The organism is Leifsonia sp. 21MFCrub1.1 (genome assembly GCF_900107895.1).
Lineage (GTDB): Bacteria > Actinomycetota > Actinomycetes > Actinomycetales > Microbacteriaceae > Leifsonia > Leifsonia soli.
Window position 1 is genome coordinate 1,477,634 of record NZ_LT629867.1, and the last position, 24,849, is coordinate 1,502,482.

Annotated in this window: 23 protein-coding genes; 17 read left to right on the forward strand and 6 right to left on the reverse strand. The window is 68.9% G+C overall.

What is annotated here, in order from left to right; all coding sequences use genetic code 11:
- The first annotated feature begins 4 nt into the window (after window positions 1–4).
- From acnA to BLW09_RS06990, 9 genes are all read left to right on the forward strand, one after another.
- Window positions 5–2,833, forward strand: coding sequence for an aconitate hydratase AcnA (gene acnA / locus BLW09_RS06955; RefSeq protein ID WP_089910274.1), 2,829 nt, complete (start codon window positions 5–7; stop codon window positions 2,831–2,833).
- A gap of 204 nt (window positions 2,834–3,037) precedes the next feature.
- Window positions 3,038–4,990 carry a 1-deoxy-D-xylulose-5-phosphate synthase gene (gene dxs / locus BLW09_RS06960; RefSeq protein WP_089910278.1) on the forward strand — a complete coding sequence of 651 codons (1,953 nt, stop codon included), beginning with the start codon at window positions 3,038–3,040 and terminating at the stop codon, window positions 4,988–4,990.
- A 248-nt stretch (window positions 4,991–5,238) separates the two neighbouring features.
- A complete protein-coding gene (locus BLW09_RS18890) occupies window positions 5,239–5,382 on the forward strand; it encodes a hypothetical protein (RefSeq protein WP_157696910.1) in 144 nt (47 codons plus the stop codon).
- Entirely contained in the window at window positions 5,382–6,194 is an 813-nt protein-coding gene (locus tag BLW09_RS06965) for an SAM-dependent methyltransferase (RefSeq protein WP_157696911.1), read from the forward strand. The genes BLW09_RS18890 and BLW09_RS06965 overlap by 1 nt, the downstream gene beginning before the upstream one ends.
- Complete coding sequence (locus BLW09_RS06970; protein WP_157696912.1) at window positions 6,169–7,809, forward strand: hypothetical protein; 1,641 nt, start codon at window positions 6,169–6,171, stop codon at window positions 7,807–7,809. The genes BLW09_RS06965 and BLW09_RS06970 overlap by 26 nt, the downstream gene beginning before the upstream one ends.
- Entirely contained in the window at window positions 7,799–8,521 is a 723-nt protein-coding gene (locus BLW09_RS06975) for an ABC transporter ATP-binding protein (RefSeq protein ID WP_089910287.1), read from the forward strand. The genes BLW09_RS06970 and BLW09_RS06975 overlap by 11 nt, the downstream gene beginning before the upstream one ends.
- On the forward strand, window positions 8,518–9,252 hold the full coding sequence (locus BLW09_RS06980) for an ABC transporter permease (RefSeq protein WP_089910290.1): 735 nt from the start codon (window positions 8,518–8,520) through the stop codon (window positions 9,250–9,252). The genes BLW09_RS06975 and BLW09_RS06980 overlap by 4 nt, the downstream gene beginning before the upstream one ends.
- Before the next feature lie 50 nt (window positions 9,253–9,302).
- Window positions 9,303–9,704, forward strand: a complete 402-nt coding sequence (locus BLW09_RS06985) for a MerR family transcriptional regulator (protein ID WP_089910293.1) — start codon at window positions 9,303–9,305, stop codon at window positions 9,702–9,704.
- Window positions 9,701–10,681 carry an aldo/keto reductase gene (locus tag BLW09_RS06990; RefSeq protein WP_089910296.1) on the forward strand — a complete coding sequence of 327 codons (981 nt, stop codon included), beginning with the start codon at window positions 9,701–9,703 and terminating at the stop codon, window positions 10,679–10,681. Before BLW09_RS06985 ends, BLW09_RS06990 begins: the two co-directional genes overlap by 4 nt.
- A gap of 91 nt (window positions 10,682–10,772) precedes the next feature.
- On the opposite strand, the gene BLW09_RS06995 is transcribed toward BLW09_RS06990, so the two are convergent.
- The 4 genes from BLW09_RS06995 to BLW09_RS07010 all read right to left on the reverse strand — a co-directional run bounded on the left by BLW09_RS06995 (window position 10,773) and on the right by BLW09_RS07010 (window position 16,001).
- Complete coding sequence (locus BLW09_RS06995) at window positions 10,773–12,911, reverse strand: 3-hydroxyacyl-CoA dehydrogenase NAD-binding domain-containing protein (protein WP_089910299.1); 2,139 nt, start codon at window positions 12,909–12,911, stop codon at window positions 10,773–10,775.
- Between the two features lie 7 nt (window positions 12,912–12,918).
- On the reverse strand, window positions 12,919–14,127 hold the full coding sequence (locus tag BLW09_RS07000) for a thiolase family protein (protein ID WP_172824180.1): 1,209 nt from the start codon (window positions 14,125–14,127) through the stop codon (window positions 12,919–12,921).
- Window positions 14,128–14,200: 73 nt separating this feature from the next.
- Complete coding sequence (locus tag BLW09_RS07005; RefSeq protein ID WP_089910305.1) at window positions 14,201–15,397, reverse strand: HRDC domain-containing protein; 1,197 nt, start codon at window positions 15,395–15,397, stop codon at window positions 14,201–14,203.
- Entirely contained in the window at window positions 15,390–16,001 is a 612-nt protein-coding gene (locus tag BLW09_RS07010) for a DUF3000 domain-containing protein (protein WP_089910308.1), read from the reverse strand. Before BLW09_RS07010 ends, BLW09_RS07005 begins: the two co-directional genes overlap by 8 nt.
- Window positions 16,002–16,101: 100 nt before the next feature.
- Between BLW09_RS07010 and BLW09_RS07015 the strand changes: the two genes are divergently transcribed.
- The gene (locus BLW09_RS07015; protein ID WP_089910312.1) at window positions 16,102–17,331 is read left to right on the forward strand and encodes an alpha/beta hydrolase family protein; all 1,230 of its coding nucleotides are present in this window, start codon (window positions 16,102–16,104) and stop codon (window positions 17,329–17,331) included.
- Between the two features lie 58 nt (window positions 17,332–17,389).
- Here BLW09_RS07015 and zapE read toward each other — a convergent pair whose 3' ends face one another.
- Entirely contained in the window at window positions 17,390–18,445 is a 1,056-nt protein-coding gene (zapE, locus tag BLW09_RS07020; RefSeq protein WP_089910314.1) for a cell division protein ZapE, read from the reverse strand.
- A gap of 137 nt (window positions 18,446–18,582) precedes the next feature.
- Here zapE and BLW09_RS07025 point away from each other — a divergent pair, with 137 nt between their 5' ends.
- From BLW09_RS07025 to BLW09_RS07045, 5 genes are all read left to right on the forward strand, one after another.
- Window positions 18,583–19,482 (forward strand): sulfurtransferase, encoded by a 900-nt coding sequence (locus tag BLW09_RS07025; protein ID WP_089910317.1) that lies wholly within the window; start codon window positions 18,583–18,585, stop codon window positions 19,480–19,482.
- 34 nt (window positions 19,483–19,516) lie between these two features.
- Window positions 19,517–19,951, forward strand: a complete 435-nt coding sequence (locus BLW09_RS07030; RefSeq protein ID WP_089910319.1) for a SufE family protein — start codon at window positions 19,517–19,519, stop codon at window positions 19,949–19,951.
- Between the two features lie 206 nt (window positions 19,952–20,157).
- Window positions 20,158–21,441 (forward strand): ammonium transporter, encoded by a 1,284-nt coding sequence (locus BLW09_RS07035; protein ID WP_089910322.1) that lies wholly within the window; start codon window positions 20,158–20,160, stop codon window positions 21,439–21,441.
- Between the two features lie 132 nt (window positions 21,442–21,573).
- A complete protein-coding gene (locus tag BLW09_RS07040; RefSeq protein ID WP_089910324.1) occupies window positions 21,574–22,818 on the forward strand; it encodes an ammonium transporter in 1,245 nt (414 codons plus the stop codon).
- The gene (locus BLW09_RS07045) at window positions 22,733–23,215 is read left to right on the forward strand and encodes a type II toxin-antitoxin system PemK/MazF family toxin (RefSeq protein WP_425484713.1); all 483 of its coding nucleotides are present in this window, start codon (window positions 22,733–22,735) and stop codon (window positions 23,213–23,215) included. Before BLW09_RS07040 ends, BLW09_RS07045 begins: the two co-directional genes overlap by 86 nt.
- 10 nt (window positions 23,216–23,225) lie before the next feature.
- Here BLW09_RS07045 and BLW09_RS07050 read toward each other — a convergent pair whose 3' ends face one another.
- A complete protein-coding gene (locus BLW09_RS07050; RefSeq protein ID WP_089910330.1) occupies window positions 23,226–23,573 on the reverse strand; it encodes a hypothetical protein in 348 nt (115 codons plus the stop codon).
- A 126-nt stretch (window positions 23,574–23,699) separates the two neighbouring features.
- Between BLW09_RS07050 and BLW09_RS07055 the strand changes: the two genes are divergently transcribed.
- On the forward strand, window positions 23,700–23,933 hold the full coding sequence (locus BLW09_RS07055; RefSeq protein WP_089910333.1) for a PLDc N-terminal domain-containing protein: 234 nt from the start codon (window positions 23,700–23,702) through the stop codon (window positions 23,931–23,933).
- Window positions 23,934–23,944: 11 nt separating this feature from the next.
- Window positions 23,945–24,781, forward strand: coding sequence for a hypothetical protein (locus BLW09_RS07060; protein WP_089910336.1), 837 nt, complete (start codon window positions 23,945–23,947; stop codon window positions 24,779–24,781).
- Window positions 24,782–24,849 lie beyond the last annotated feature (68 nt).

The window sequence follows — 24,849 nt, forward strand, 5'->3', positions numbered from 1 at the left end:
CATTGTGACTGCAACCGAGAACGCAGGACACGGCAGCTTCGGTGCGAAGCGGACACTGACGGTCGGGTCGAAGGACTACACGATCTTCGGAATCGACACGGTCGAGGGGTACGAGCGGCTGCCGTTCAGCCTCAAGATCCTGCTCGAGAACCTGCTCCGCACGGAAGACGGCGCGAACATCACCGCCGACCACATCCGGGCCATCGGCGGCTGGGACCCGGCCGCAGAGCCGGACACCGAGATCCAGTACACGCCGGCCCGCGTCATCATGCAGGACTTCACCGGCGTCCCCTGCATCGTCGACCTCGCCACCATGCGCGAGGCCGTCTCCGCCCTCGGCGGCGACCCCAAGAAGATCAACCCGCTCGCCCCGGCCGAGATGGTCATCGACCACTCCGTCATCGCCGACCTGTTCGGCCAGCCGGACGCGCTGGAGCGGAACACCGACCTGGAGTACGAGCGCAACGGCGAGCGATACCAGTTCCTCCGCTGGGGCCAGACCGCGTTCGACGACTTCAAGGTCGTCCCGCCGGGCACCGGCATCGTCCACCAGGTCAACATCGAGTACCTGGCGCGGGTCACCATGACCCGCGAGGTGAACGGCGAGCTGCTCGCCTACCCGGACACCTGCGTCGGCACCGACTCGCACACCACCATGGTCAACGGCCTCGGCGTGCTCGGCTGGGGCGTCGGCGGCATCGAGGCGGAGGCCGCCATGCTCGGCCAGCCCGTCTCCATGCTCATCCCCAAGGTCGTCGGCTTCAAGCTCACGGGCGCGATCCCGACCGGCGTCACCGCGACCGACGTGGTGCTCACCATCACGCAGATGCTGCGCAAGCACGGCGTCGTCGGCAAGTTCGTCGAGTTCTACGGAGCGGGCGTCGCCGAGGTGCCGCTCGCGAACCGCGCGACCATCGGCAACATGAGCCCGGAGTTCGGCTCGACCGCCGCGATGTTCCCGATCGACGACGTCACCCTCGACTACCTGCGCCTCACCGGCCGCAGCGAGGAGCAGGTGAAGCTGGTCGAGGAGTACTCCAAGGCGCAGAGCCTCTGGCACGACCCCGCGGTCGAGCCGGTCTTCAGCGAGTACCTCGAGCTCGACCTCTCCACGGTCGTCCCCTCGATCGCCGGCCCGAAGCGCCCGCAGGACCGTATCGAGCTGAGCCACGCCAAGGACCAGTTCGAGAAGGACCTCGTCGACTACGCGGACGTCTCCCATGACCTGGTCGACCTGACCATCTCCGAGTCGTTCCCCGCGTCCGACCCGGGCGAGCTCCAGCCGGAGGATGCGCGCAGCACCCACCAGCACAGCCACCACAGCCACGCGCCGAAGACCGCATCCAACCCGACGCCGGTCCGCCTGTCCGAGAACGGCGAGGACTTCATCCTCGATCACGGCGCCGTCGCCATCGCGGCCATCACGTCGTGCACCAACACCTCCAACCCGTCGGTCATGCTCGCCGCCGGCCTCCTCGCCCGCAACGCGGCGAAGAAGGGCCTCAAGGCGAAGCCGTGGGTCAAGACGACCCTCGCCCCTGGCTCCAAGGTCGTCACCGACTACTACGAGAAGGCCGGCCTCACGCACGACCTGGAGGCCCTCGGCTTCTACACGGTCGGCTACGGCTGCACCACCTGCATCGGCAACTCGGGCCCGCTGCCCGAAGAGATCTCGCAGGCCGTCAACGACAACGACCTCGCCGTCACCGCGGTGCTCTCGGGCAACCGCAACTTCGAGGGCCGCATCAACCCGGACGTCAAGATGAACTACCTGGCGAGCCCGCCGCTGGTCATCGCGTACGCCCTCGCCGGTTCGATGAACTTCGACTTCGAGGTCGACCCGCTCGGCACCGACACCGAGGGCAACGACGTCTTCCTGAAGGACATCTGGCCCGACGCGGCCGAGGTGCAGCAGACCATCGACTCGTCGATCAACGAGGGGATGTTCGTCCACCAGTACGCGTCCGTCTTCGAGGGCGACGAGCGCTGGAAGTCGCTGCCGACCCCGACCGGCTCGATCTTCGAGTGGGACGAGAAGTCGACCTACGTCCGGAAGCCCCCGTACTTCGAGGGCATGACGCTCGACACCACGCCGGTCTCCGACATCCTCGGCGCCCGCGTGCTCGCCAAGCTGGGCGACTCGGTCACCACCGACCACATCTCGCCCGCCGGCTCGATCAAGGCGGACAGCCCGGCCGGCCAGTACCTCACCGAGCACGGCATCGACCGCAAGGACTTCAACTCCTACGGGTCGCGCCGCGGCAACCACGAGGTGATGATCCGCGGAACCTTCGCGAACATCCGCCTGAAGAACCAGCTGCTGGACGGCGTCGAGGGCGGCTACACCCGCGACTTCACCCAGGAGGGCGCCCCGCAGTCGTTCATCTACGACGCGTCGCAGAACTACCAGGCGCAGGGCACCCCGCTCGTCATCCTCGGCGGCAAGGAGTACGGCTCCGGTTCGTCGCGCGACTGGGCGGCGAAGGGAACCAGCCTGCTCGGCGTCCGCGCGGTCATCACCGAGAGCTTCGAGCGCATCCACCGCTCGAACCTGATCGGCATGGGCGTCGTTCCGCTGCAGTTCCCGGCCGGCGAGTCGGCCGACTCGCTGGGGCTCGACGGCACCGAGGTCTTCTCGATCACGGGTCTCGAGCAGCTGAACGAGGGCACGACGCCGAAGACGGTGCACGTGGTCGCGGAGCCGAGCGACAACTCGCCCGCGGGCAAGCAGACCGTCGAGTTCGACGCGGTCGTCCGCATCGACACCCCCGGTGAGGCGGACTACTACCGCAACGGCGGCATCCTGCAGTACGTGCTGCGCAGCCTGGTCTGAGCACCTCGCGCGAACGGAGGCGTCGACGGCCCGCACGGCCGCCGGCGCCTCCGTTTTCCGCGTCCACGGGCGTGTCGCTCGCCGGACGCCTCCGTTCTATACACCGGTCCGACGCCTTGCCGGAGGGAGCACGCATTGTCAAGGGGACCCTCGTACGGCACGTTCCGAGCCTCTGTCCACCAGGACGCGCCTAGACTCGAATCCATGGGAATCCTCGAGACCATCCACGGTCCCCGTGACCTCGACCGGCTGACCGAGCGGGAACTCGTCCAGCTGGCGGCCGAGGTGCGCGCGTTCCTGGTGGCCAACGTGGCGAAGACCGGTGGACACCTCGGCCCGAACCTGGGTGTCGTCGAGACGACCATCGCCATCCACCGCGTTTTCGACTCCCCGCGCGATGCCATCGTGTTCGACACGGGGCACCAGTCGTACGTGCACAAGCTGCTCACCGGTCGTCAGGACTTCTCGCGGCTCCGGCAGCGCGGCGGCATGGCCGGCTACCCGCAGCGGTCGGAGTCGGAGCACGACATCGTGGAGAGCTCGCACGCCTCCTCGTCCCTCTCCTGGGCGGACGGCATCTCCCGCGCCTTCGAGCTCACCGGCCAGCAGGACCGGCACGTTGTGGCCGTCGTGGGCGACGGCGCCCTCACGGGCGGGATGACGTGGGAGGCCCTCAACAACATCTCCGACGACAACAACCGCAAGCTGATCATCGTCGTCAACGACAACGGCCGCTCGTACGCGCCGACCATCGGCGGCATGGCGCGCTTCCTCAACACGGTGCGGACGCGCAAGAGCTACCGCAACCTGTACCTCACGTCGCGCAAGGCGTTCGACAAGCTGGGTACGCCCGGGCGGTCGTTCTACCGTGGCGTGCGCGGCGGCCTGCACGGCTTCCTGAGCCGCTTCTCCAACAACGAGGCGCTGTACTCGAACCTCGACATCAAGTACATCGGCCCCATCCACGGTCACGACATCGAGGCGATGGAGGAGGCGCTGCGCCAGGCGAAGAACTACGGCGCCCCGGTCATCGTCCACGCCATCACGCAGAAGGGCCGGGGATACGAGCCCGCGCTGCGCGACGCCGCCGACCAATTCCACTCGGTCGGGCAGATCGACCCGGAGACCGGCGAGCCGATGGAGGGGTCGAGCAAGCCCTCCTGGACGGGCGTGTTCGCGGATGAGATCGTCCGCCTCGCCGAGAAGGACCCGAAGATCGTCGGCATCACCGCCGCGATGCTGCGCCCCACCGGGCTGCACAAGTTCGCCGAGCGCTTCCCCGAGCGCGTGCACGACGTCGGCATCGCCGAGCAGCACGCCGCGACCAGCGCCGCCGGTCTCGCGTTCGGCGGGCTGCATCCCGTCGTCGCCATCTACGCCACGTTCATGAACCGCGCCTTCGACCAGGTTCTGATGGATGTCGGACTCCACAAGGCGGGCGTCACCTTCGTTCTCGACCGGGCGGGCGTGACCGGGCCGGACGGCCCGAGCCACCACGGCATCTGGGATCTCGCGATCCTGCAGGTCGTGCCGAGCATCCGGCTGGCCGCGCCGCGCGACGGAACGCGGTTCCGGGAGGAGCTGGCGGAGGCCGTCGCCGTGGATGACGGTCCCACCGTCCTGCGCTTTCCGAAGGGGTCCGTCCAGCCCGACATCGAGGCGCTCCGCCGGCTCGACGACGGCGTGGACGTGCTCCGAGAGGGCGACAGGAAGGACGTGCTGCTCGTCACCGTCGGCCCGATGGCCGACCTCGGGCTGAAGGTCGCCGACCGTCTGGCGGCGCAGGGGATCGGCGCGACCGTCGTGGACCCGCGCTGGGTCGTCCCGGTACCGAAGAGCATCCTCTCCCTCGCGGCGGAGCACAGGATCGTCGTCACGATCGAGGACGGCATCCGCGTCGGCGGCATCGGCACGCGCGTCCGCCAAGACCTCCGCGAAGCGGGCATCGACACGGCGGTCGACGAGCTGGGCCTCCCGGACGCCTTCATCGACCACGCCTCGCGTGACCAGATCCTCGAGGACGCCGGGCTCACCCCGCAGAAGATCGCGCGCGACCTGGTGGCGCAGGTGCTCGGCAGCCGCGTCCCGATCGCCCGCCCGCTGCCCGACGACGAGACCGCCGCCGACGCCGCCCCCGCGAAGAAGCGTCCCGCCTAGCAAACAGTACGTCCGATCGGTGTCCGCATTCTGTCCGCGGCCGCGCCTTCCTGCGCGCGCCCGGAGCATACCCGTCCTCGCCAGGCAGACAGCCGATTCCAGGCTGACGGGCTAGAGGCGGCGATGCGGAGAGGACGCTCATCGGAGATCGCCGCAGGAGGTCCCGCGCGGCGGCCGATGCGCGCTTTGTAATACCTTCTGTTGTTATGCCCCTGACCACAGGGGTGTGACATATCAAAGGAGGAGACATGGTGATCACCAAGGATGAAGTAATTGCGCCTGACGGTGTGACGTTCGTGCCGACGTACGTCCCGACGATCGAGGAGACCATCAAGGCCAGCGGCGGGCATCAGCAGATGATGTGCGAGGCTGCTCCCGAGTTCGAGGGCTAGTGAGCACGCACTCGGCCAAGCGCAACCTGCGCGACGATGTCCGGGTGCCGGATGCCAAGGCCGACCTGTACCTGGTCGGCCTTGGCATCGGAGGTTTCGACCGCCGCTCTGTCGAGGCGGATGAAGCTCTCCGGGACTGCGCCGTCATCCTGCACCTCACGGCCTTCGACGATGAACTGCGAGATCGTTATTCTGGCCAGGTCGTCGACCTCGCCGAGGCGTACCAGGCGTCCGACGATGCGATCGATGTGTACGCGCGGATGACGGAGATCGCTTTCAGCTACCTCGAACGGTCGGCGTTCCTCGGGCCTGTGGCTTTCGTGACCTACGGCCATCCGCTGTATCTGGTCGACACCGGCTGGCAGCTTCGGCGATACTGCAGCGAGCGAGGCTATCGAGTCAAAGCTCTCATCGCACCGACTTTCGTCGATCAGGCTCTGTCTGACCTGGGAGCGCGCTTCGATGTCGGCTACCAGTGCTACGAGGCTCGCTTCTTCTACCGATGGCGGGTGGCTATCGACACTCGGATGCCGCTCATGCTCGCCGAGGTCGGCGACTTCGGGACGACACGCCTCCGTGACACGGACAGATCCGCATCGAGGGTAGCTCCGCTTCTCGACCGACTTCAATCCGCATACCCGCCGGAGCGCCGCTGCGCCCTCTTTCTTCTGCCATGGCGGCGTGACATGGCGCCCGCCGTCCAATGGACCGTGGTGCGCGACCTTCCGGCTCTGGCGACCAGTGTCCACATCGCGTCGAGCCTCTTCATCGCGGGAGACGAGAACCTTGAATACTTCGACATCGACGACTGAGCTCGTCCTGGATTTCTGGGGAGTGGAAGTGGCCGTGGTCTGTTCTGCGCCGACGGCGGAACACCTCCGCTTCTACTTCGCCGACTACGAGGTCGCTCGGCAGCTGCCCTGTCCTGCCTACTCTCTCGTGATCCGAGGCGACGTCACGGGCGACCGCCCGGTCACCTACCAGTGCAGCGGGTCTGACCGGCGCGACGCCGAGTGGCGGGACATGGAGCCGTCGGCAGACACAGTGCTGCCTCCTTTGGGTGCGCTGGCTCAGCGCGGGTGGGCCGCTTTGCATGCCAGTGCCCTGGTGCCTCCCGCTCAGAACCGGGCCCTGGTGATCGTCGGCGACTCCACGGCAGGCAAATCCACCCTGGCTCTCGAATTACTCCATCGCGGGTGGGGTTTCCTGTCGGACGACACCACGATTCTGGACTCGGCGCGGAACATCGTGCCGTTCACCCGTCCTATCGGCGTGCGGGAGCGCACGGCTCAATCCTTCCCCTGGCTCGCGGATGTGCTTCGCAAAGCTCCCGCGTTCACAACACCGACCGGAATCACTCGCATGGTGCGAGCGGCAGCGTTCGCTGACATAGCCGCAGCAGCGCCGTGGTATTGGACTGCCATCCTGCGCCGCGCGGGCGAACGCGATTTCCGGCGCCAGACTCCCCAGACGTTTGAGCTGTCCGGTGATCTCCCGGCCGACGTCGTCGCGCTGGCCGACCAGCCTGGAGCAGGAGATCGCGGGATGACGAGCTCAGCATCCTGGGTGACACTGCCATTCGACTTCTTCGGGGCGAAGGTTCGTGTCCGTGTTCGGCATGCAGATGTCGAGGATCTCCGCTTCTTTTACGGGCACTTCATGGAGGAGGACGAATGTGGTGCTGCTGACCTCGACGTCGAGCTCGAGTGCTCCGACTGGCCGGTGCGAGGATTCTTCGCGAGTCTTCTCGCCAAGGACGGGCTGAGGAAGACGATTCGAGTCCGCTCAGGAGACGGTTCCACCTTGCTCGACGATCGAACCTTCACGGACTGGTCGGACGATCCCTCACCCTTGCCGCCATTCGCATATGCCCCACTGGTCAACCGCCTCGCGGTGACGCCTGCTGCGGTCGTGCGCACGCCGCGTGGGCGGGTGATCATGCTGACGGGTCCTCACTATGTGGGAAAGACGGCGACGGCCCTCGCGATCTGTGACTGCGGGGGACAACTCGTCAGCGACTCGACGGCCGTCTTCGATGTCGATTCTGGGCGCGCTCTCGCCTTCGAGTCACCGCTCGGCTTCCGACGGGCCTCTCTACTGACGCGGACGGAGATGCTCGACGAAACAGACCATCGCTTGACAGTGTCGCCTGATACGGGCCTCGTCGTTCTGGTCTCCCCGCGGCACGTTCTGGGGAAGAGGAATACGGATGGTGCGGCGTTGCACGCTGTCGTCGCGCTCCGCTGGGGAGAGCGCGTCACGGTGACAGTCACGGAGAAGCGACTCCGCGTCCCCTGGTTCTCGCGAGCGGAGTCGTTTGATCCGACGAGGATCCTCCCGACCAGGACGATCACGGTATCGACCCCCGCTGGAAGCCGCCCTGCCGATATCGCGTCAACCATTCTGGAGGCCATCGATGGACCGTGACCGACGACTTCTTCGTGCCGCAGGCATCGAAAAGTCCTACCGAGGCCGCGCCCGGCCGGCTCTTGCGGAGGCCTCCCTCGACGTGCTTCCCGGTGAGTTGATCGCGGTCGTCGGTCACAACGGCGCGGGGAAGTCGACGCTCTTCGAACTTCTCGGCGGACTCATGCGTCCCGACCGGGGGAGGGTGGAGCAGGTCGTCGGGGCGGGCGATATCGGGTGGTGTCCCCAGCGCGAGATCATCGACTGGTCCTTGACGGTCCGGCAGAACGTCACGTTGGGGCTGGAGATGCGCACGTCAGTGCCACGGGCGAGGCTCCGCGGCCACTTCGACGAGTTGGCGGATGCGCTTCACCTGAGCGAGTACGCGGACAGGACGGCGGAGACCCTCTCAGGAGGAGAGCTGAGGCGTACACAGATCGCACGGGCGATGATCGGTGCACCGACCCTGATGATCCTGGACGAGCCGACGACCGGGCTCGACCCTGCCGGCATTCGCATCGTGTTCGACTACCTCGAGCGCCGGCGAGCGCAGGGGGCATCCGCTCTCATCAGCACACATGAGACGTCACGGTTCGCGACGTACTGCACGCGGGTCGTGGCTCTGAGAGACGGACGTGTGGTGGCCGACGAGCCTATCGCCCGGTTCACGGCCCGCGCGGGAGGATCCGACGACCTCTGGGACGCGTACGAGGCGTTGGGGGGCGAGGCATGAATCCGCGCCCATTTCGCCTGGCCAAGTACCATTTCTTCTCACTGTGGAACTGGCGGTTCTCCTATCTGGCGAAGTTCATCGAGCCGCTCGCGTATTTCGCGTTCCTGGTCACCGGGCTCGCGGGTGGGATGGGTGACCCCGTGGGCTATGCGCGCTTCGCGTTCTCCGGCATGTGCTGCTTCCTCGCTTTCCGTGCGGCGACCAACGCTATGAGCGACGTCGCCAACGACCGCAAATGGGGTGTCTTCGCGCTGTACACGCTTCAGGGCGGGTCGACATCGGGGTATCTGCTGAGCGTCCTCCTCTTCACCTGGGCTGTCTTCTTCGTCCAGCTCTCGCTTGTTGCCGTGTGCGCCATCCTGATCTTCGGTCCAGGCGTCTTCGGCGCCGGAACGCTCTGGCAGCTTGCAGTGGCGGCCCTCGTGGCCAGCGGATGGATCGGCGCGGGAGCGGCCGTGGGCTCCCGCATTCAGTCGTACGCCAAGCGCGACATGATCGTGGTCGTCACCTCGTTGCCCGTCGTCCTGTCGGCGCCGCTGTTCTACTCTCTCGATTCCTCGCCGCCGCTTCTCAGGGTGGTATCGGCGGTGAATCCACTCAGCTATCAGGTGGTGTGGTTACGAGAGGAAGGGATCGTTCATCTCGTGTTGGCCACCGCCTGGGCCGGCCTTCTGCTGGCCGTAGGCATTCTTCTTCTGCGCAACGCGGAGCGCGTATCTCGCGAACGGTGACTGCCGACCCCGGTTGACTTGGAGTGCGCTCGAAGTTCTACTGTGGCGATATGACCGACACACGGACGGCGATGTCGATCTCCGACGTCGCCGAGCGGACCGGGCTCACCACCCACACCTTGCGCTATTACGAGCGCGAGGGGCTGATGCTGACCCCGGTCGAGCGCGCATCCTCCACCCACCGGCGCTACACCGACGCGGACGTCACCTGGGTGACGTTCCTCACGAAGCTGCGCTCGACCGCCATGCCGATCGCGACGATGCGGCAGTACGTCGTGCTCGCGCGGCAGGGCGACGACACGCAGGCGGAGCGACTGGAGCTGCTGCTCCTGCACCGCATGGCCGTCGTGCGGCAGCTGGAGGAGATGTCGGCGAGCCTGGCGGCCATCGACTACAAGATCGACCTGTACCGGCAGAGCGTCGGCCAGGTCACGGAAGGGAACGACGCATGAAGACGATCGCACTGGGAAGCGAGAAGCTGGAGGTCTCGCAGCTGGGCCTGGGCTGCATGGGGATGTCCGCGTTCTACACCGGCGCGGGAAGCGACGAGGCGGGCTCGATCCGCACCATCCACCGCGCGATGGAGCTGGGCGTGACGTTCTTCGACACGGCCGAGATCTATGGGCCGTACACGAACGAGGAGCTGCTCGCGAAGGCGTTCGCCGACGGCCGCCGCGACCGCGTCGTCATCGCCACCAAGTTCGGCACCATCAAGCACCGCCAGAACGACGAGCGCGGGATGGACGGCTCGGCCGAGAACGTGCGGCTCTCCGTCGAAGGCTCGCTGCGTCGTCTGCAGACCGACCACATCGACCTCTACTACCAGCACCGGATGGACCCGGACACGCCCATCGAGGAGACCGTCGGGGCACTGAAGGAGCTGATCGAGGAGGGCAAGATCCGGCACTACGGACTGTCGGAAGCGTCGCCTGCGACCATCCGCCGCGCCAACGCCGTCCACCCGGTGACCGCCATTCAGACGGAGTACTCGCTGTGGACGCGCGACCCGGAGGCCGAGGTGCTGCCGACGGTTCGCGAGCTCGGCATCGGCTTCGTGCCGTACTCGCCGCTCGGCCGCGGCTTCCTCACCGGGACGATCCGCTCGCTCGAGCAGCTGTCGGACGACGACTTCCGCCGCTTCAACCCGCGGTTCGAGGGAGACAACCTGGAGGCCAACATCCGGATCGTGGAGCAGGTGGACGAGGTCGCGCGGGAGGTCGGCGCGAAGCCCGGCCAGGTGGCCCTCGCGTGGCTGCTGTCGAAGGGCGACGACATCGCGCCGATCCCGGGAACGACCAAGGTCGCCAACCTGGAGCAGAACGTCGCCGCCGCCGACCTGCAACTCACCCCGGAGCAGCTGGCGCGGCTGGATGCGGTCGCGGCCCCCGTCGGCGACCGCTACCCGGACATGTCGACGGTCAACCGCTGACAGCCGACCCTGCCTGACGCGACACGCCGTCCGCCCGATCGGGCGGACGGCGTGTCGCGTCAACTCGGCAGCGCGTCAACTCGGCAGCGCGTCAGGCGACGCCCTTGACCGGCGGGTGGTGGAACGTGTCCCCGAACACGCGCTCGGACGCTCCGACGCGATCCAGGTAGGGGGTGATGCCGCCCATCTGGAACGGGAAGCCCGCGCCGAGGATCATGCACAGGTCGATGTCCTCGGGTGCTTCGACCACGTGGTCGTCGGCGAGCATGCGGTGGATCTCGTCGGCCAGGCCGTCTTCGAGGGTCCGCAGGATCTGCTCCTTCGTCCACGGGTTCGTGCCGCCGGAGACGATCTTCGCCGCTCCCTTGTCGAGGCCCTTCACCTTGCCCTTGGCATCCTTCTCCAGCAGCGTGCCGTACTCGGCCAGCTTGTGGAGGTTCTCCGACCGGTAGAACCGGTCGGGGAAGGCCGCATGGTGGGTGTCGAGCACGTGTGCGCCGACCTTGAGCCCCACCAGGTCGAGCAGGGCGGACGGCGCCATCGGGAGGCCGAGCGGCGCGATGGCCTCGTCGACGACGTCGAACGGCGTGCCGTCGTCGACCGCGTGCATCGCGTCGCCGAGGATCTTCGCGAGGATGCGGTTCACGACGAACCCGGGGGTGTCGGCCGTGATGACCGCGTTCTTCTTGAGCGCTGCCGCCGTCACCATCGCGGTCGACAGCGTCGCCTCATCCGTGAGCGGCGTGTTCACGACCTCGATCAGCGGCATGACCGCGACCGGGGTGAAGAAGTGGAAGCCCACCAGGCGCTCGGGATGCTTCAGCTTGGCGCCGATCTGCTCCACCGACAGGGAGGAGGTGTTCGTCGCGAGCACCGCGTCGTCGGAGACGAACTGCTCCACCTGCTCGAAGACGTCCTGCTTCACGCCGAGCTCCTCGAACACCGCCTCGATGACCCAGTCGCAGTCGGCGAAGTCGGCCTTGTCGGTGGTGCCGGTGACCAGTGCGCGCAGGCGGTTGGCCTCATCGGGGGAGATGCGGCCCTTCTCCTGCAGTTTGCCGATCTCGTCGTGGATGTAGGCGACGCCCTTGTCGACGTGCGCCTGGTCGAGGTCGGTGATGACGACGGGCACCCGGAGGCGGCGGACGAAGAGCAGCGCGAACTGGCTGGCCATGTAGCCGGCGCCGATGACGCCGATCTTGGTGACCTTCTTCGCGACCTTCTTGTCCGGGGCGCCGGCCGGGCGCTTCGCGCGCTTCTGCACGAGGTTGAACGCGTAGATGCTCGCCTGGAACTGGTCGCCCGCGATGAGCTCCGCGAGCGCGTCGTCCTCGAGGGCGAACCCGGCCTCCCGGTCGTTCGCCTTCGCGGCCTTGAGCAGCTCGAGTGCCTTGTACGGCGACTTCGGGACGGTGCCGATGCGCGACTCGAGCATCTTCCGCGCGATGCCGATGGCGGCATCCCACTTCACCATGCGCTCGATCTTGCCCGGCTCGTTCGGGCGCTTGACGACGACGTCGCCGGTGAGGACCTTGTCGGCCCACCGCAGCGAGTCCTCGAGGAAGTTGGCCGAGTCGAAGATCGCGTCCGCGATCCCGAGGTCGAAGACCTCCTGCGGCTTCAGCATCCTGTTCTGCTTCAGCGGGTTCTCGACGATCACCTTGAGGGCGTTCTCGATGCCGATCAGGTTCGGCAGGATGGTCGCGCCGCCCCAGCCGGGGATGAGGCCCAGGAAGACCTCGGGCAGGGCGAAAGCGGCCGCATTGCGGTCGATGGTGCGGTAGTCGGCGTTGAGGCCGATCTCCACGCCGCCGCCCAGCGCCAGGCCGTTCGTGAACACGAACGACGGGACGCCGAAGGTCGCCTGCTTGCCGAGAACGTAGTGGCCCAGCTGCGGGAGCAGCTTCGCCACCTCGACGCTGGGGATCTCGCTGACGCGGCTGAGGTCGGCTCCTGCGGCGAGGATGAACGGCTTGCCGGTGACGGCGACCGCGTCGATCTCGCCGCGCTTCGCGCGCTCGGTCAGCTCGTCGAAGGTCTTCCCGAGCTCCAGCAGCGTCGCCGGCCCCATGGTGTTGGGGCGGGTGTGGTCGCGGCCGTTGTCGAGGGTGACCAGAGCGAGCGTCTTGCCGCTGGGGAGCGGGACGTCGCGGACGAAGGAGTGGGTGACGACCTCGTCGTCGGTGAGGTCGGCGAGGGGGGAGAAGTCGATCGTGCTGTAGTCGGTCACGTGCGTGTCAGCCCTTCCGCGCGGCGCGCTTGTCGTAGTTCGGGTTCTCCCAGATGACGGTTCCGCCCTGGCCGAGGCCCACGCACATCGCGGTGATGCCGTAGCGCACCTCCGGGTGCTCCTCGAACTGGCGCGCCAGCTGGATCATCAGGCGGACGCCGCTCGCGGCGAGCGGGTGGCCGATCGCGATCGCGCCGCCCCACAGGTTGACGCGCGGGTCGTCGTCGGCGATGCCGAAGTGGTCGAGGAACGACAGCACCTGGATGGCGAACGCCTCGTTCAGCTCGAACAGCCCGATGTCGTCGATGCGGAGGCCCGCCTTGCGGAGCGCCTTCTCGGTCGACGGGACGGGCCCGAGGCCCATGATCTCCGGCTCGACGCCCGCGAACGCGAAGCTCACCATGCGCATCTTGGGGGTGAGACCCAGCTCCTTCACCGCGTCGGTGGACGCGAGGAGGGAGGCCGTGGCGCCGTCGGTCAGCGGCGACGAGTTGCCCGCCGTGACGCGGCCGTGCGGCCGGAACGGGGTCTTCAGAGTGGCGAGCCCCTCCATCGTGGTCTGGGGACGCATGCCCTCGTCCTGCGTGGCGAGGCCCCAGCCGGACTCGGAGCGGATCGCGACAGGCACGAGGTCCGGCTGGATCTTGCCGGCCTCGTACGCCGCGGCCAGCTTCTGCTGGCTGCGCATGGCGAAGCGGTCGGAGCGCTCCTTGGTGAGCGCGGGGAACCGGTCGTGGATGCGCTCGGCCGTCATGCCCATGTTGAGCGCGTCCTCCGCGACCATCTTCTCGGAGAGGAAGCGCGGGTTCGGGTCGGCTCCGAAGCCCATCGGATGACGGCCCATGTGCTCGACGCCGCCCGCGATCACCAGGTCGTACGCGCCGAACGCGATGCCGGAGCCGAGAGTGGTGACGCTGGTCATCGCGCCGGCGCACATCCGGTCGATCGCGAATCCGGGGACGGACTTGGGCAGTCCGGCGAGGAGTGCGGCGGTACGGCCGAGGGTGAGACCCTGGTCGCCCTGCTGCGTCGTCGCGGCGATCGCCACGTCGTCGATCCGGTCCTTGGGCACCTGGGGGTTCCGCTCCAGCAGTCCGATCATCGCCTTCACGACGAGGTCGTCCGCGCGGGTGTTCCAGTACTGCCCTTTTTCGCCGGCCCGTCCGAACGGAGTACGGACTCCGTCGACGAACACGACATCGTTCCTATCGGCCACAGTGCCTCCCAAATCAAGGTCGGAAACGATCCTAGGTACACCGTTGTGCACGAAAAGAATCGTTTGATCCTTCCTACGAAGCGGGCTCCGACCCCTCGTCGGCGCTTTGGCTGCTTTCCACAAATGCCTGGGCGATCACCTGTGAGGTTGCGGCAACCTGCCACGGCCGTGCACCGTGCGCGGCGAGGGCCTCCGCGACGCTCTCCGGCGTGATCTCGGCGGGGGGAGTCCAGGCGACGCGGCGCAGCGTGTCGGGGGTGAGCAGGTTCTCCAGCGGGATGCTGCGCTCCTCGGACACGGCCGTGAGCGCCGTGCGCGCCGCCTTGAGGCGGGCATCCGCATCCGGATTGCGGTCGGACCACGCCCGGGGCGGAGGCAGGGTGTCGCCGTTGCCGCGCAGCACAGGGAGGTCGTCGGTGGTGCGTCCCGTTTCGATGGCCGCCCACCAGCGGTCGATCTCCGTGCGGCTGGCGCGCCCGGTGAACTCCCGCATCGCCGCGAGCGCGCGCTTCGACTCCGGCATCGCCTTGGCGGCGGCGGTGAGCGACGCGTCGGGGACCAGACGGCCGGGCGCGGTGTCGATCTCCCGGGCCAGGGCGTCCCTGGCCTGCCACAGCTCACGGGCGACGGCGAGGTTGCGGACGCCGCGGATCGAGTGGATGCCCGACAGGCGCCGCCAGGGCTCACTGCGCACCGGGACCAGGTCGCGGACGAGCTCGTCGGCGAACTCCTGATGCGCGATGTCGGACTTGCCCGCCTCGTCGAGGAGCGCGGCGATGGCGTCCCGCAGGTCGGGGAGCAGCTGCACGTCGAGGGCGGCGTAGTCGAGCCACGGCTGCGGGAGGGGACGAGTCGACCAGTCGGCCGCGCTGTGCTCCTTCGCCAGGTGGATGCCGAGGAGCTCCTCCACGACCGTGCCGAGGCCGACGCGCGGCATCCCGAGCAGGCGTGCTGCGAGCTCCGTGTCGAACACGATGGACGGGTCGAGCCCGACCTCGCGCAGGCAGGTCAGATCCTGCGTCGCCGCGTGCAGCACCCACTCGTCGTCGTGGATGGCCTCGTTCAGCTCGTCGAAGCGGCCGACCGCCGGCGGGTCGAAGAGGAAGGTGCCGGCCTCTCGCCGGAAGACCTGGATGAGGTAGGCCCTCTGCGAATACCGGAAGCCGCTGGCCCGCTCGGCGTCGACCGCGATCGGCCCCGTCCCCGCGGCGATGCGCTCGACCGCATCCAGGTAGTCGGCACGGGTCTCGATGACCGTGTACTCAGCCACGCGGCGCCTTCCTGGGCGCGGCCGCCCGGGCGCTGAGCAGGCTCACCCCCTCGCCGGTCGGGGGGAGGCCGGCGAGCATGCACAGCAGCTCGCCCCAACCCTCGACATGTGCGGAGACGTCCGCCTCGAGCGGGCTCCAGGAGGCGCGCAGCTCGATCTGGGAGCCGTCGCCCTGGGCGGCGAGCTCGCCGAAGCCGGTGGAGATGATCTTGGTGGCCGTCCCGCTCGCGGCCGTGTAGCGCGCGTGACGCGCGTCGAGGGCGTCCACCAGCCACGACCAGGCGACGTCGGCGAGGAACGGGTCGAGGCCGATGTCGGTCTCCAGCGGGGCCTGCGCGAAGCAGACGATCCGGAAGGGGCCGCCCCACGCCTCCGGCTCCTCGGGGTCGTAGAGCAGGATGAAGCGGCCCGTGCCGAGATCCGAATCGCTTCCGTGGCGCGCGGGCCGGACGTCGGCGGCGAGCGCGACGGAGTACGGCGCCAGCTGCGCGGGCGCGGGGATCTCCTCGATCACGAGCTCCGGACGCGACACTGCGGTGCGGATGGACTGCAGCGCCGTGGCGAACTCCGCCGGGTGCTGCGGTGGGGATGTCGGTGTCGGCACGCTTCGAACACTAGAAGCCTTTGGCGTCCGGCGTCAGTAAGGCACGCCGCCTGGGGAACTCCTGAGGGCGTACCGGAGCCGCCGCCGGTACGCTGCCACTATGGCGGCAGGCGGCTCGGGATCGGCGTGGGGCAAGGCACTCGGAACGGCGGCCTTCGTCGCGGGCGGACTGGTCGTCGGTACCGCGCTCATCGCCGGGTGGGCGACGGCCCGCGTGGCGCGCACCGTGATCACGCCGGTGCGCCGGCGCCCGCAGAACCAGACCATCCGCTCGTTCGACGAGAGCGTCGGCACGGTGACCCTGCGTGAGTCGCCGGATGCGACGATGCCCGGCCGGCTGGGCCTCTGGTGGGGCGGCGACACCGGCTACGCCAAGCTCGGCGGACTGATCGAGCGCGCCGACGGCTCGGTCACCCGTGAGCTGGAGCGGGTGGAGTTCGGCGAACTGCGCGCGGGACGCTCCCGCATCAGCGGCTACTACTACCTCCAGCCCGGGGAGCTCGGGCTTCCCGTCCGGTCGGTCGAGATCGCGACGGACCTCGGCCAGGCGCCCGCCTGGGTGTTCCCGGCGCCGGACGGTGCGGGCGACGAGCGGTGGGTCATCCAGGTGCACGGCTGGGGGGCCAGCCGCCAGGAGGGCCTCCGTGCGGTCCGGGTGTTCCACGACGCCGGCTTCACCTGCCTGCTCGCCTCGTACCGCAACGACGGGGATGCGCCGGAGAGCGCCGACCGCCGCTACGGCCTGGGAGGCACCGAGTGGCGCGACATCGAGGCCGCGATCGACTACGCGGTGTCGCAGGGCGCCCGGTCGGTCGTGCTGATGGGCTGGTCCATGGGCGGCGCCGTCGTGCTCCAGACGGTCACCCGGTCCACCTCGGTGGGGCACGTGGCCGGGATCGTTCTCGAATCCCCGGTCATCGACTGGATCGACACCCTCGGCTACCAGGGCAACCTCCTGCACCTGCCGGACATGATGACCCGCGCAGCGATGCGCCTCATCGAGTCGGAGTGGAGCGGGCCCATCACCGGCCAGGGGGCGCCGATCGACCTGCGCAGCATGGACTTCGTGGCGCGTGCCTCCGAGCTCAGCCTTCCGATGCTCATCCTGCACAGCGACGACGACGGGTTCGTCCCGTCGACCGGCTCCCGGGCGCTCGCCGAGGCGCGAAGCGACATCGTCACGCTGGTGTCGTTCGATGTCGCCCTCCACACCAAGCTGTGGAACTACGACGAGGCGAAGTGGACCGGCGCCATCGCCGACTGGCTCGCCGCCACGATCCCCGCCCACGCTCCCGCGACCTCCGCACCCGGTGCGACGAGTCGTGAGTAGCTGCCGGTTCCCGGGCCGAGTGGTGACGTGATGCCGGAACTCGGCGGGAGGCGGAGCCTCAGTCGTCGTGCGGCGGCAGCTCACCCGCGGTGAGCGCGATCATGCGCGACGTGGAGCGCAGGTACTTCTTGCGGTAGCCGCCGCCGAGCATCTCCTCGTCGAAGACGTCGCTGAGCGGAACGCCGGACTGCACGATCGGGATCTCCGCGTCGTACACGCGGTCGATGAAGGCGACGAGGCGCAGGGCGGCCATCTGGTCGTGGAGCACCTCCACATCCCGGAGGCCGATCACATCCACGCCGTCGATGATCTTGATGTAGCGCGAGGGGTGGACGGTCGCGAGGTGCGCGATGAGGTCCTGGAAGGAGTCGCTCGTCACCGTCTCGCCGCGGCCGGCGAGGGCGGTCACGACACGCTCGTACTCCGCCGGCTCGACCGTGATCGCGCTGCCTGTGGTGTCGCGGCGGCGGTAGTCGAGGCCGTCGATGCGGATGGTCTGGAAGTTCGACGACAGCGACTGGATCTCGCGCAGGAAGTCGCTCGCCGCGAACCGTCCCTCGCCGAGGGCGTTCGGCGGCGTGTTGCTGGTCGCCGCGATGCGGGTGCCGGAGGCGACGAGCTCGCCGAGCATCCGGGTCATCATCATGGTGTCGCCCGGGTCGTCGAGCTCGAACTCGTCGATGCAGATCAGCGTGGATCCGCGCAGCAGGTTGACCGCTCCGGCATAGCCGAGCGCGCCGACCAGGGCGGTGTACTCGATGAACGTTCCGAAGTACTTCGGGCCGGGCGCCTCGTGCCAGAGCGCAGCGAGGAGGTGCGTCTTGCCGACGCCGAAGCCGCCGTCGAGGTAGACGCCCGGCTTCATCGCCTCCACCTTCTTGCGGCTGCGGCTGAACAGGCCGGCCGGCCGCTGCGGCTCCCAGGTCTTGGCGAACAGCTTCAGCGTCGCGACGGCCTCCGACTGCGACGGGTAGTCGTGGTCGGGCCGGTAGGAGTCGAAGGTCGCGTGCTCGAACTGCGACGGCGGCACCAGGCTCTCGGCGATCTCCGCGCCCGTGATCGCGGGCGAGCGGTCGGCGAGACGGGGGAGGGCGCCGGTCTGTTCGAGGGTCATGGCGGGTTCTGCACCTTTGTGTCGAAGTCTTACCGCGGCCGTTCCGAGCCGCTTACGCTGGACGTAGATTCCAGCTGTCGCAGGCTTCCCAGCCTAGTCCTGCGCCACCGACCGATTCCCTGGAGGGCATCACAGACATGACCATCGAGACCGACCCGTCGCCCGAGTTCTCCGGCTACGCGCACCCCGAGCGCCTCGTGAGCACCGACTGGCTCGCCGCGCACCTGGGCGAACCCGGACTCGCGGTGGTCGAGTCGGACGAGGACGTGCTGCTGTACGACACCGGGCACATCCCCGGGTCGGTGAAGATCGACTGGCACACCGACCTCAACGACCCGGTCATCCGCGACTACGTGAGTTCGGAGCGCTTCGCCGAGCTGCTCGGGTCGAAGGGCATCGCCCGCGACACGACCGTGGTGATCTACGGCGACAAGAACAACTGGTGGGCCGCCTACGCGCTGTGGGTGTTCACCCTGTTCGGCCACCAGGACGTCCGGCTGCTCGACGGCGGGCGGGACAAGTGGATCGCGGAAGGCCGCGAGCTCACGCGCGATGTGCCGCAGCCGACACCGGTCGAGTACCCCGTCGTCGAGCGCGACGACACCGTCGTCCGCGCCTTCAAGGAGGACGTGCTCGCCCACCTCGGACAGCCGCTGATCGACGTCCGGTCGCCCGAGGAGTACAGCGGCGAGCGCACCGAGATCCCCGGGTACCCGACCGAGGGCGCCCTGCGCGCCGGTCACATCCCGTCGGCGAAGTCGGTGCCGTGGGCCCGCGCCGCGGCTCCCGACGCCACCTTCAAGCGGCGTGCGGAGCTCGAGGAGGTCTACCTCGACGGAGCCGGCCTGAAGCCGGGGGACGACGTGATCGCGTACTGCCGCATCGGCGAGCGCTCCAGCCACACCTGGTTCGTGCTCACGCACCTGCTCGGCTTCGAGAACGTCAAGAACTACGACGGCTCGTGGACGGAGTGGGGCTCGGCCGTCCGCGTCCCGATCGTCACCGGCTCCGAGCCAGGCGAGGTTCCGGCGCGCTGACCGGTCACGCCGGAATCGGACGTAGCCTTAAGGGATGACCGAACTGACGGGAACGCTCGCCGAGATCCGCGACGACTTCCAGGCGCTGGAGCAGAACGACCGCCTGCAGCTGCTGCTGGAGTTCTCGGACGAGCTGCCCGAACTGCCCGAGCGCTACCGCGACCACCCGGACCTGCTGGAGCGCGTCGAGGAGTGCCAGGCGCCGGTGTACATCTTCGTGGAGGTCGACGGCGACGGGATCGTGCACCTGTACGCGACCGCGCCTGCGGAGGCTCCGACGACCCGCGGCTTCGCATCCATCCTCGTGCAGGGCCTCGCCGGCCTCACCGCCGACGAGGTCCTCGCCGTGCCGGACGACTTCCCGCAGACCCTCGGCCTCGCACAGGCGGTCTCGCCGCTCCGGCTGCGCGGGATGTCCGCCCTCCTCGGCCGCGCCAAGCGGCAGGTGCGCGCGAAGCTCGCCGCCTAGGAGGGTCGCAGCACCCGCCGAGCACATCGGCAGCATCCCGAAACACAGTGTTTACACGCCGGGGGGATGCGTAACACTCGCGAAACACGAGCATCCCTCTCACGAAACCTCTCGCATCGAGACTGGCTCCACCCCGAAAGCGCCCCCCACCCGGATCGGGATCGCGTCACCCCGCGGGGCTATGCACAGAGAGGTAGACAATTCGCATGGTGCTCCACACAGCAGCGGACTACGCGGAGGCAGGGACGGTCAACGCCCTCTGGCTCCTTGTCGCCGCAGCCCTCGTCCTGCTGATGACCCCCGGTGTCGCCTTCTTCTACGGCGGCATGGTTCGGGCCAAGAGCGTCATCAGCATGATGATGATGAGCTTCGGAGCGATGGCCCTGGTCGGCGTCCTCTGGGTGCTCTACGGCTACGGTCTCGCGTTCGGTCCCGCTTCCATCCCTCACTTCCTCGGAACCCCCGACTGGTTCCTGTCGAGCCTGATGGGCAAGGACGGCATCACCCCCGACCTCGGCGGCCTCGCGTTCGCCGGCTTCCAGGCCACCTTCGCCATCATCACCGTCGCGCTGATCTCCGGTGCGATCGCCGACCGCGCCAAGTTCGGCTCGTGGATGGTGTTCGCCGGCATCTGGGTGACCATCGTCTACTTCCCGGTCGCCTACTGGGTGTTCAACCTCGCCGACGGCTGGGCCCCGGCCGTCCTCCACGTGAACGACTTCGCCGGTGGCACCGCCGTCCACATCAACGCCGGTGCGGCGGGCCTCGCTCTCGCCCTGGTCCTGGGCAAGCGCGTCGGGTTCCAGAAGGGCATGAGCAAGCCGCACAACGTTCCGCTGACGCTCCTCGGCGCCGCGCTGCTGTGGTTCGGCTGGTTCGGCTTCAACGCCGGCTCGGAGGCCGCGGTCGACGGTGTCGCCGCCATCGCCTGGGTGAACACCCTGGCCGCTCCGGCCGCCGCCACCATCGGCTGGCTGATCGTCGAGAAGCTGAAAGACGGCAAGCCGACCTCCATCGGTGCCGCGTCGGGCGCCGTGGCCGGTCTGGTCGCGATCACCCCGGCCTGTAACATCCTCACCCCGGGCTTCGCCATCCTTCTTGGCCTCGTCGCCGGTGCGGTCTGCGCCCTGGCGATCGACCTCAAGTTCCGTCTCGGGTTCGACGACTCGCTCGACGTGGTCGGCATCCACCTCGTCGGCGGTCTCATCGGTACCCTGTGGATCGGCTTCTTCGGCTTCACCCACATGTACAACAGCAAGGGCGAGGCGACCTCGCAGTTCTCGAGCCTGCTGTACGGCGGAAGCTTCTACCAGCTGGGCGTCCAGGCCATCGGCGCCTTCGCGGTGCTGATCTACTCCTTCGTCCTGGCCTACGCGATCGGCTGGGTCATCCAGAAGACCATGGGCTTCCGGATCAAGAACGAGGACGAGCTGGCCGGCGTCGACACCGTCGTGCACGGCGAGGAGGGCTACTCGCTCGAGACGGTCTGATCGACCGTCTCTCGACCGCAACGGACGGGGCGTCGCCGGAAGGCGGCGCCCCGTTCCGTCGTCCGCGGGGCTGCGCGGCGCCGGGTGCGCCGTCGCTAGGGTGAGTGCAGGCATTGACGACCGAGGGAGCCCATGGCACACGCCACGCCGGACCAGGTGGATGCGCTGCTGCTCTTCGTCTGCGGCGCGCTGGTGCTGCTGGCCGCGTTCGGGCTGGCGTTCTTCGCCGGCGGCATGGCCGGGCGGGCGCGTGCCGCCCGGGCGCTGCGCTTCGCGCTCGTCGGGGTGGCCGTCGTCGTGCTCCTGGCGGTGCTCGGCGGGTACGGCATGATCGTCGGCCGCCCGCTGATCCCGCATCTGGTCGGTCGCCCCGATCTCGGCATGGCGTCGATCGCCGGCCCCGATGCAGCGGCGTCCTCACCGTATCGGCTCGCCCGCGCCGGCTACCTCGTCGCGCTCCTGGCGCTCTGCACGGCGGTCGTGGGGGTGGCGGTCGCCTCGCGGCTGACCCTGCGGGCGTGGATCGTGTTCACGGTGCTCTGGTTCCCGCTCGTCCTGGTCCCGGTCGCCTACGGGGTGTTCGCGCTCGACGACGGGTGGGCGGTGGCCGGCCTCTCCGTCGTCGACTTCGGCGGTTCGCTCGCGGTGCTGGCCGCGGGCGGCAGCGCCGTCGGCATCCTGCTGGCCTGCGGCCGGGGCGAGCACCTGCCGACGCACGCGAGCCGTCCGTCGCTCGTCGCGATCGGCGGCGCCCTGGTGTGGGTGGGGTGGCTCGGGCTCATCGTCGGCTCGGAGGGAGCCCTCGACGCGTACGCGCCCCTCATGGCCTTCGGCGGCTTCCTCGCCTCCGCGACCGGGGTCCTGATGTGGATGCTGGTGGATGCGGTGGTCCTGCGCCGGCCGACCCTGACCAGCGCCGTGTGCGGCGCGCTGGCCGGCCTGGTCGGTGCGACGGCGGCGTCCGGAGTCCTGACACTGGGCTGGTCGATGCTGGTCGGCGCGCTGTCCGCCCTGGCCTGCGCCACGATGGTGGACCTCGCCGCGCGCGCCCGGTTCGGCCCGGCGCTGACGATCTCCGTCGTGACGATCGTCGGCAGCCTGGTGGGGCTGCTGTTCCCCGGGCTGTTCGCGATCGGCGGCGGGATGGTCGACAGCGGCAACTTCGACCTGTTCATCGCCCAGGGAATCGCCGGAATGTCCGTGCTGCTCTACGCGACCACCGTCTCCCTGCTGCTCGCCCTCGCCCTGCGGTTCACCGTGGGCCTGACGCGCGTCCGCTATGGTGCCGTTCGTGGCATCCGTGAGAAGCGTCCTGTCGGCTCTGGGAGCACTGTTCCGTCCGTCGCGGACGGCCCGGACTCCGAGCCGGCCCGCTGAGACCGTCCAGGTCGATCCGTCCCGGCTGGGTCGCATCCGGACGTCGTACAACCCCAGCCTCGACGGCGACGCCGACCCGGGCGAGATCGTCTGGACGTGGGTTCCCTACGAGGAGGCGGACGGCCGCGGCAAGGACCGCCCGGTGCTCGTGGTCGCCGCCGAGCCGTCGGGTTCGGTGCTCGCCGTCGCGCTGACCAGCCAGGAGCATCCCGGCCGGGCGGAGTACCTTCCGATCGGCTCGGGGGAGTGGGACGGGCGCGGTCGCCCGAGTTTCGTCCGGCTCGACCGCGTGTTCCGGGTCGCGCCGGGCGGCCTGCGTCGCGAGGGGGCCGCGCTCGACGCGCGCCGGTTCGACACCGTGCGACGGGCGCTGGCGGCGCGCTACGGCTGGAGCTGAGGTCGTCCGGTCACGGGTTCCATTGGCGGATCGCGTTGGCCGACCAGCCGATCTCCTTGCGCGTCCAGATGGGCGCGCCCTCCGGGTCCGGCTGCTGCGAGGCGTCCGCGGTGATGCGGTAGTCCTGTGCTGGGACCGCACGGCGGCTGGCGCGGAACAGCAGGATCGCCGCCACGGCGAACACGATCGCTGCGGCGACGAGCAGCCAGCCGAGGCCGTCTCCGTCGACGAGGCGCAGCACGCCGAGAGGTCCGGTGAGGAAGACGCCGGCGATCGCCACGACCACGCCCACCATGAGCCAGCGGGCCCGCAGGCGGATGGCGCGGTCCCTGTCGTACTCCTCGATGAGTGTCGGCACGATATCCCCCGATCGTCGATGCGATCAGCGTAGTGGATGACGCGCGGATCTCCGCAGAGTCCCGGTGGTTCGTCAGACAGAATCGGTCGTCCGGTAGGGTCGTGGCACCGAACGAATGGGGGATTCATGTTCAGTGGCCTCGCCGGGTGGCATGCGCTGATCGTGTTCGGGATGTTCGTCGTCCCGTTCATCCTGTGGCTGATCGCCGTCATCCAGATCGCCGCGGCCCGCGCCGCAGCAGGACCGACCGTCGGGTGGCTCATCCTGGTGACGCTGGCGCCTTTCCTCGGCGCGATCCTCTGGTTCACGATCGGCCGCAGCTCGCTGCGACGGGAGACACCGCCCACGCAGGCGGGCTGAGCGGGGAACCGATGAGACGCACCGTCGCGACCGTGGCGGCCGCGGTCCTCCTCGCGTCGGCGCTCGCCGCGTGCACGGGACCGTCCGACGTGCGCACCGGAGACGCGGTGGCGCAGAATGCCGCCCGACACGAGGCGGAGCGCATCGCGGCGGCGATCGACGACTCCCGCCCGCGGAACGTGCTCGCGTCCGACCTCGCCTACCGCTACTCCGACCCGTCCCGCGAATCGAGCGGTGAGGCGCCGGCCGTTCCCGCCGACGACGTCGAGCTGTCGGTTCAGGCGATGTCATGGAAGGGGATGACCCGCGATCTCGGCGGTGCCCGTTTCACCCTCCGCATCACCGCACACGCGCCGAGCCGGTCCGGTTCCCTGGCGCGGAAGGGCTGGCCGGAGGGGGACTGGTCGGGTTGCTTCGCCTTCCGCGTCCGCCCGTTCTTCCAGTGGAGCGCGACGAAGCCGAAGAGCGTGATCTGTCCACCCGCTCCGGCTTCGCCGCCGCCGACGCCGCTTCCGAAGCCGAGCCTGCCGGCCGACACCGCCGACCGGCTCTCCGCAGTGCTGGCCGCGGCCACGGCGACGAGCCTGGCCGACGATCTGACGGTCGCGTTCCCGGACGACTCCGTCCGGCACGACCCCGTCACCGGCGCCCGCCTCACCCGCGACAGCGGTGCGGAAGGCACCGTCCTCGGCGTCGCCGTCGGCATCTCGGGCAGCACCGACTGCCTGGTGGGGAAGCGGGACGCCGACGGCTCCGTGCACGTGTGGCACCCGGCCGACATCACTCTGCAGTCCGGCGAAGCGGGATGCACGCTCAGCAACGCCCTGCACCCGGTGACGACCCACTGACGGCCTGACGTTGAGCGCGAAGCGCGGCGGCATTCGTGCCGAATGTGCGCTCTCTAGCGGCGCCTTTC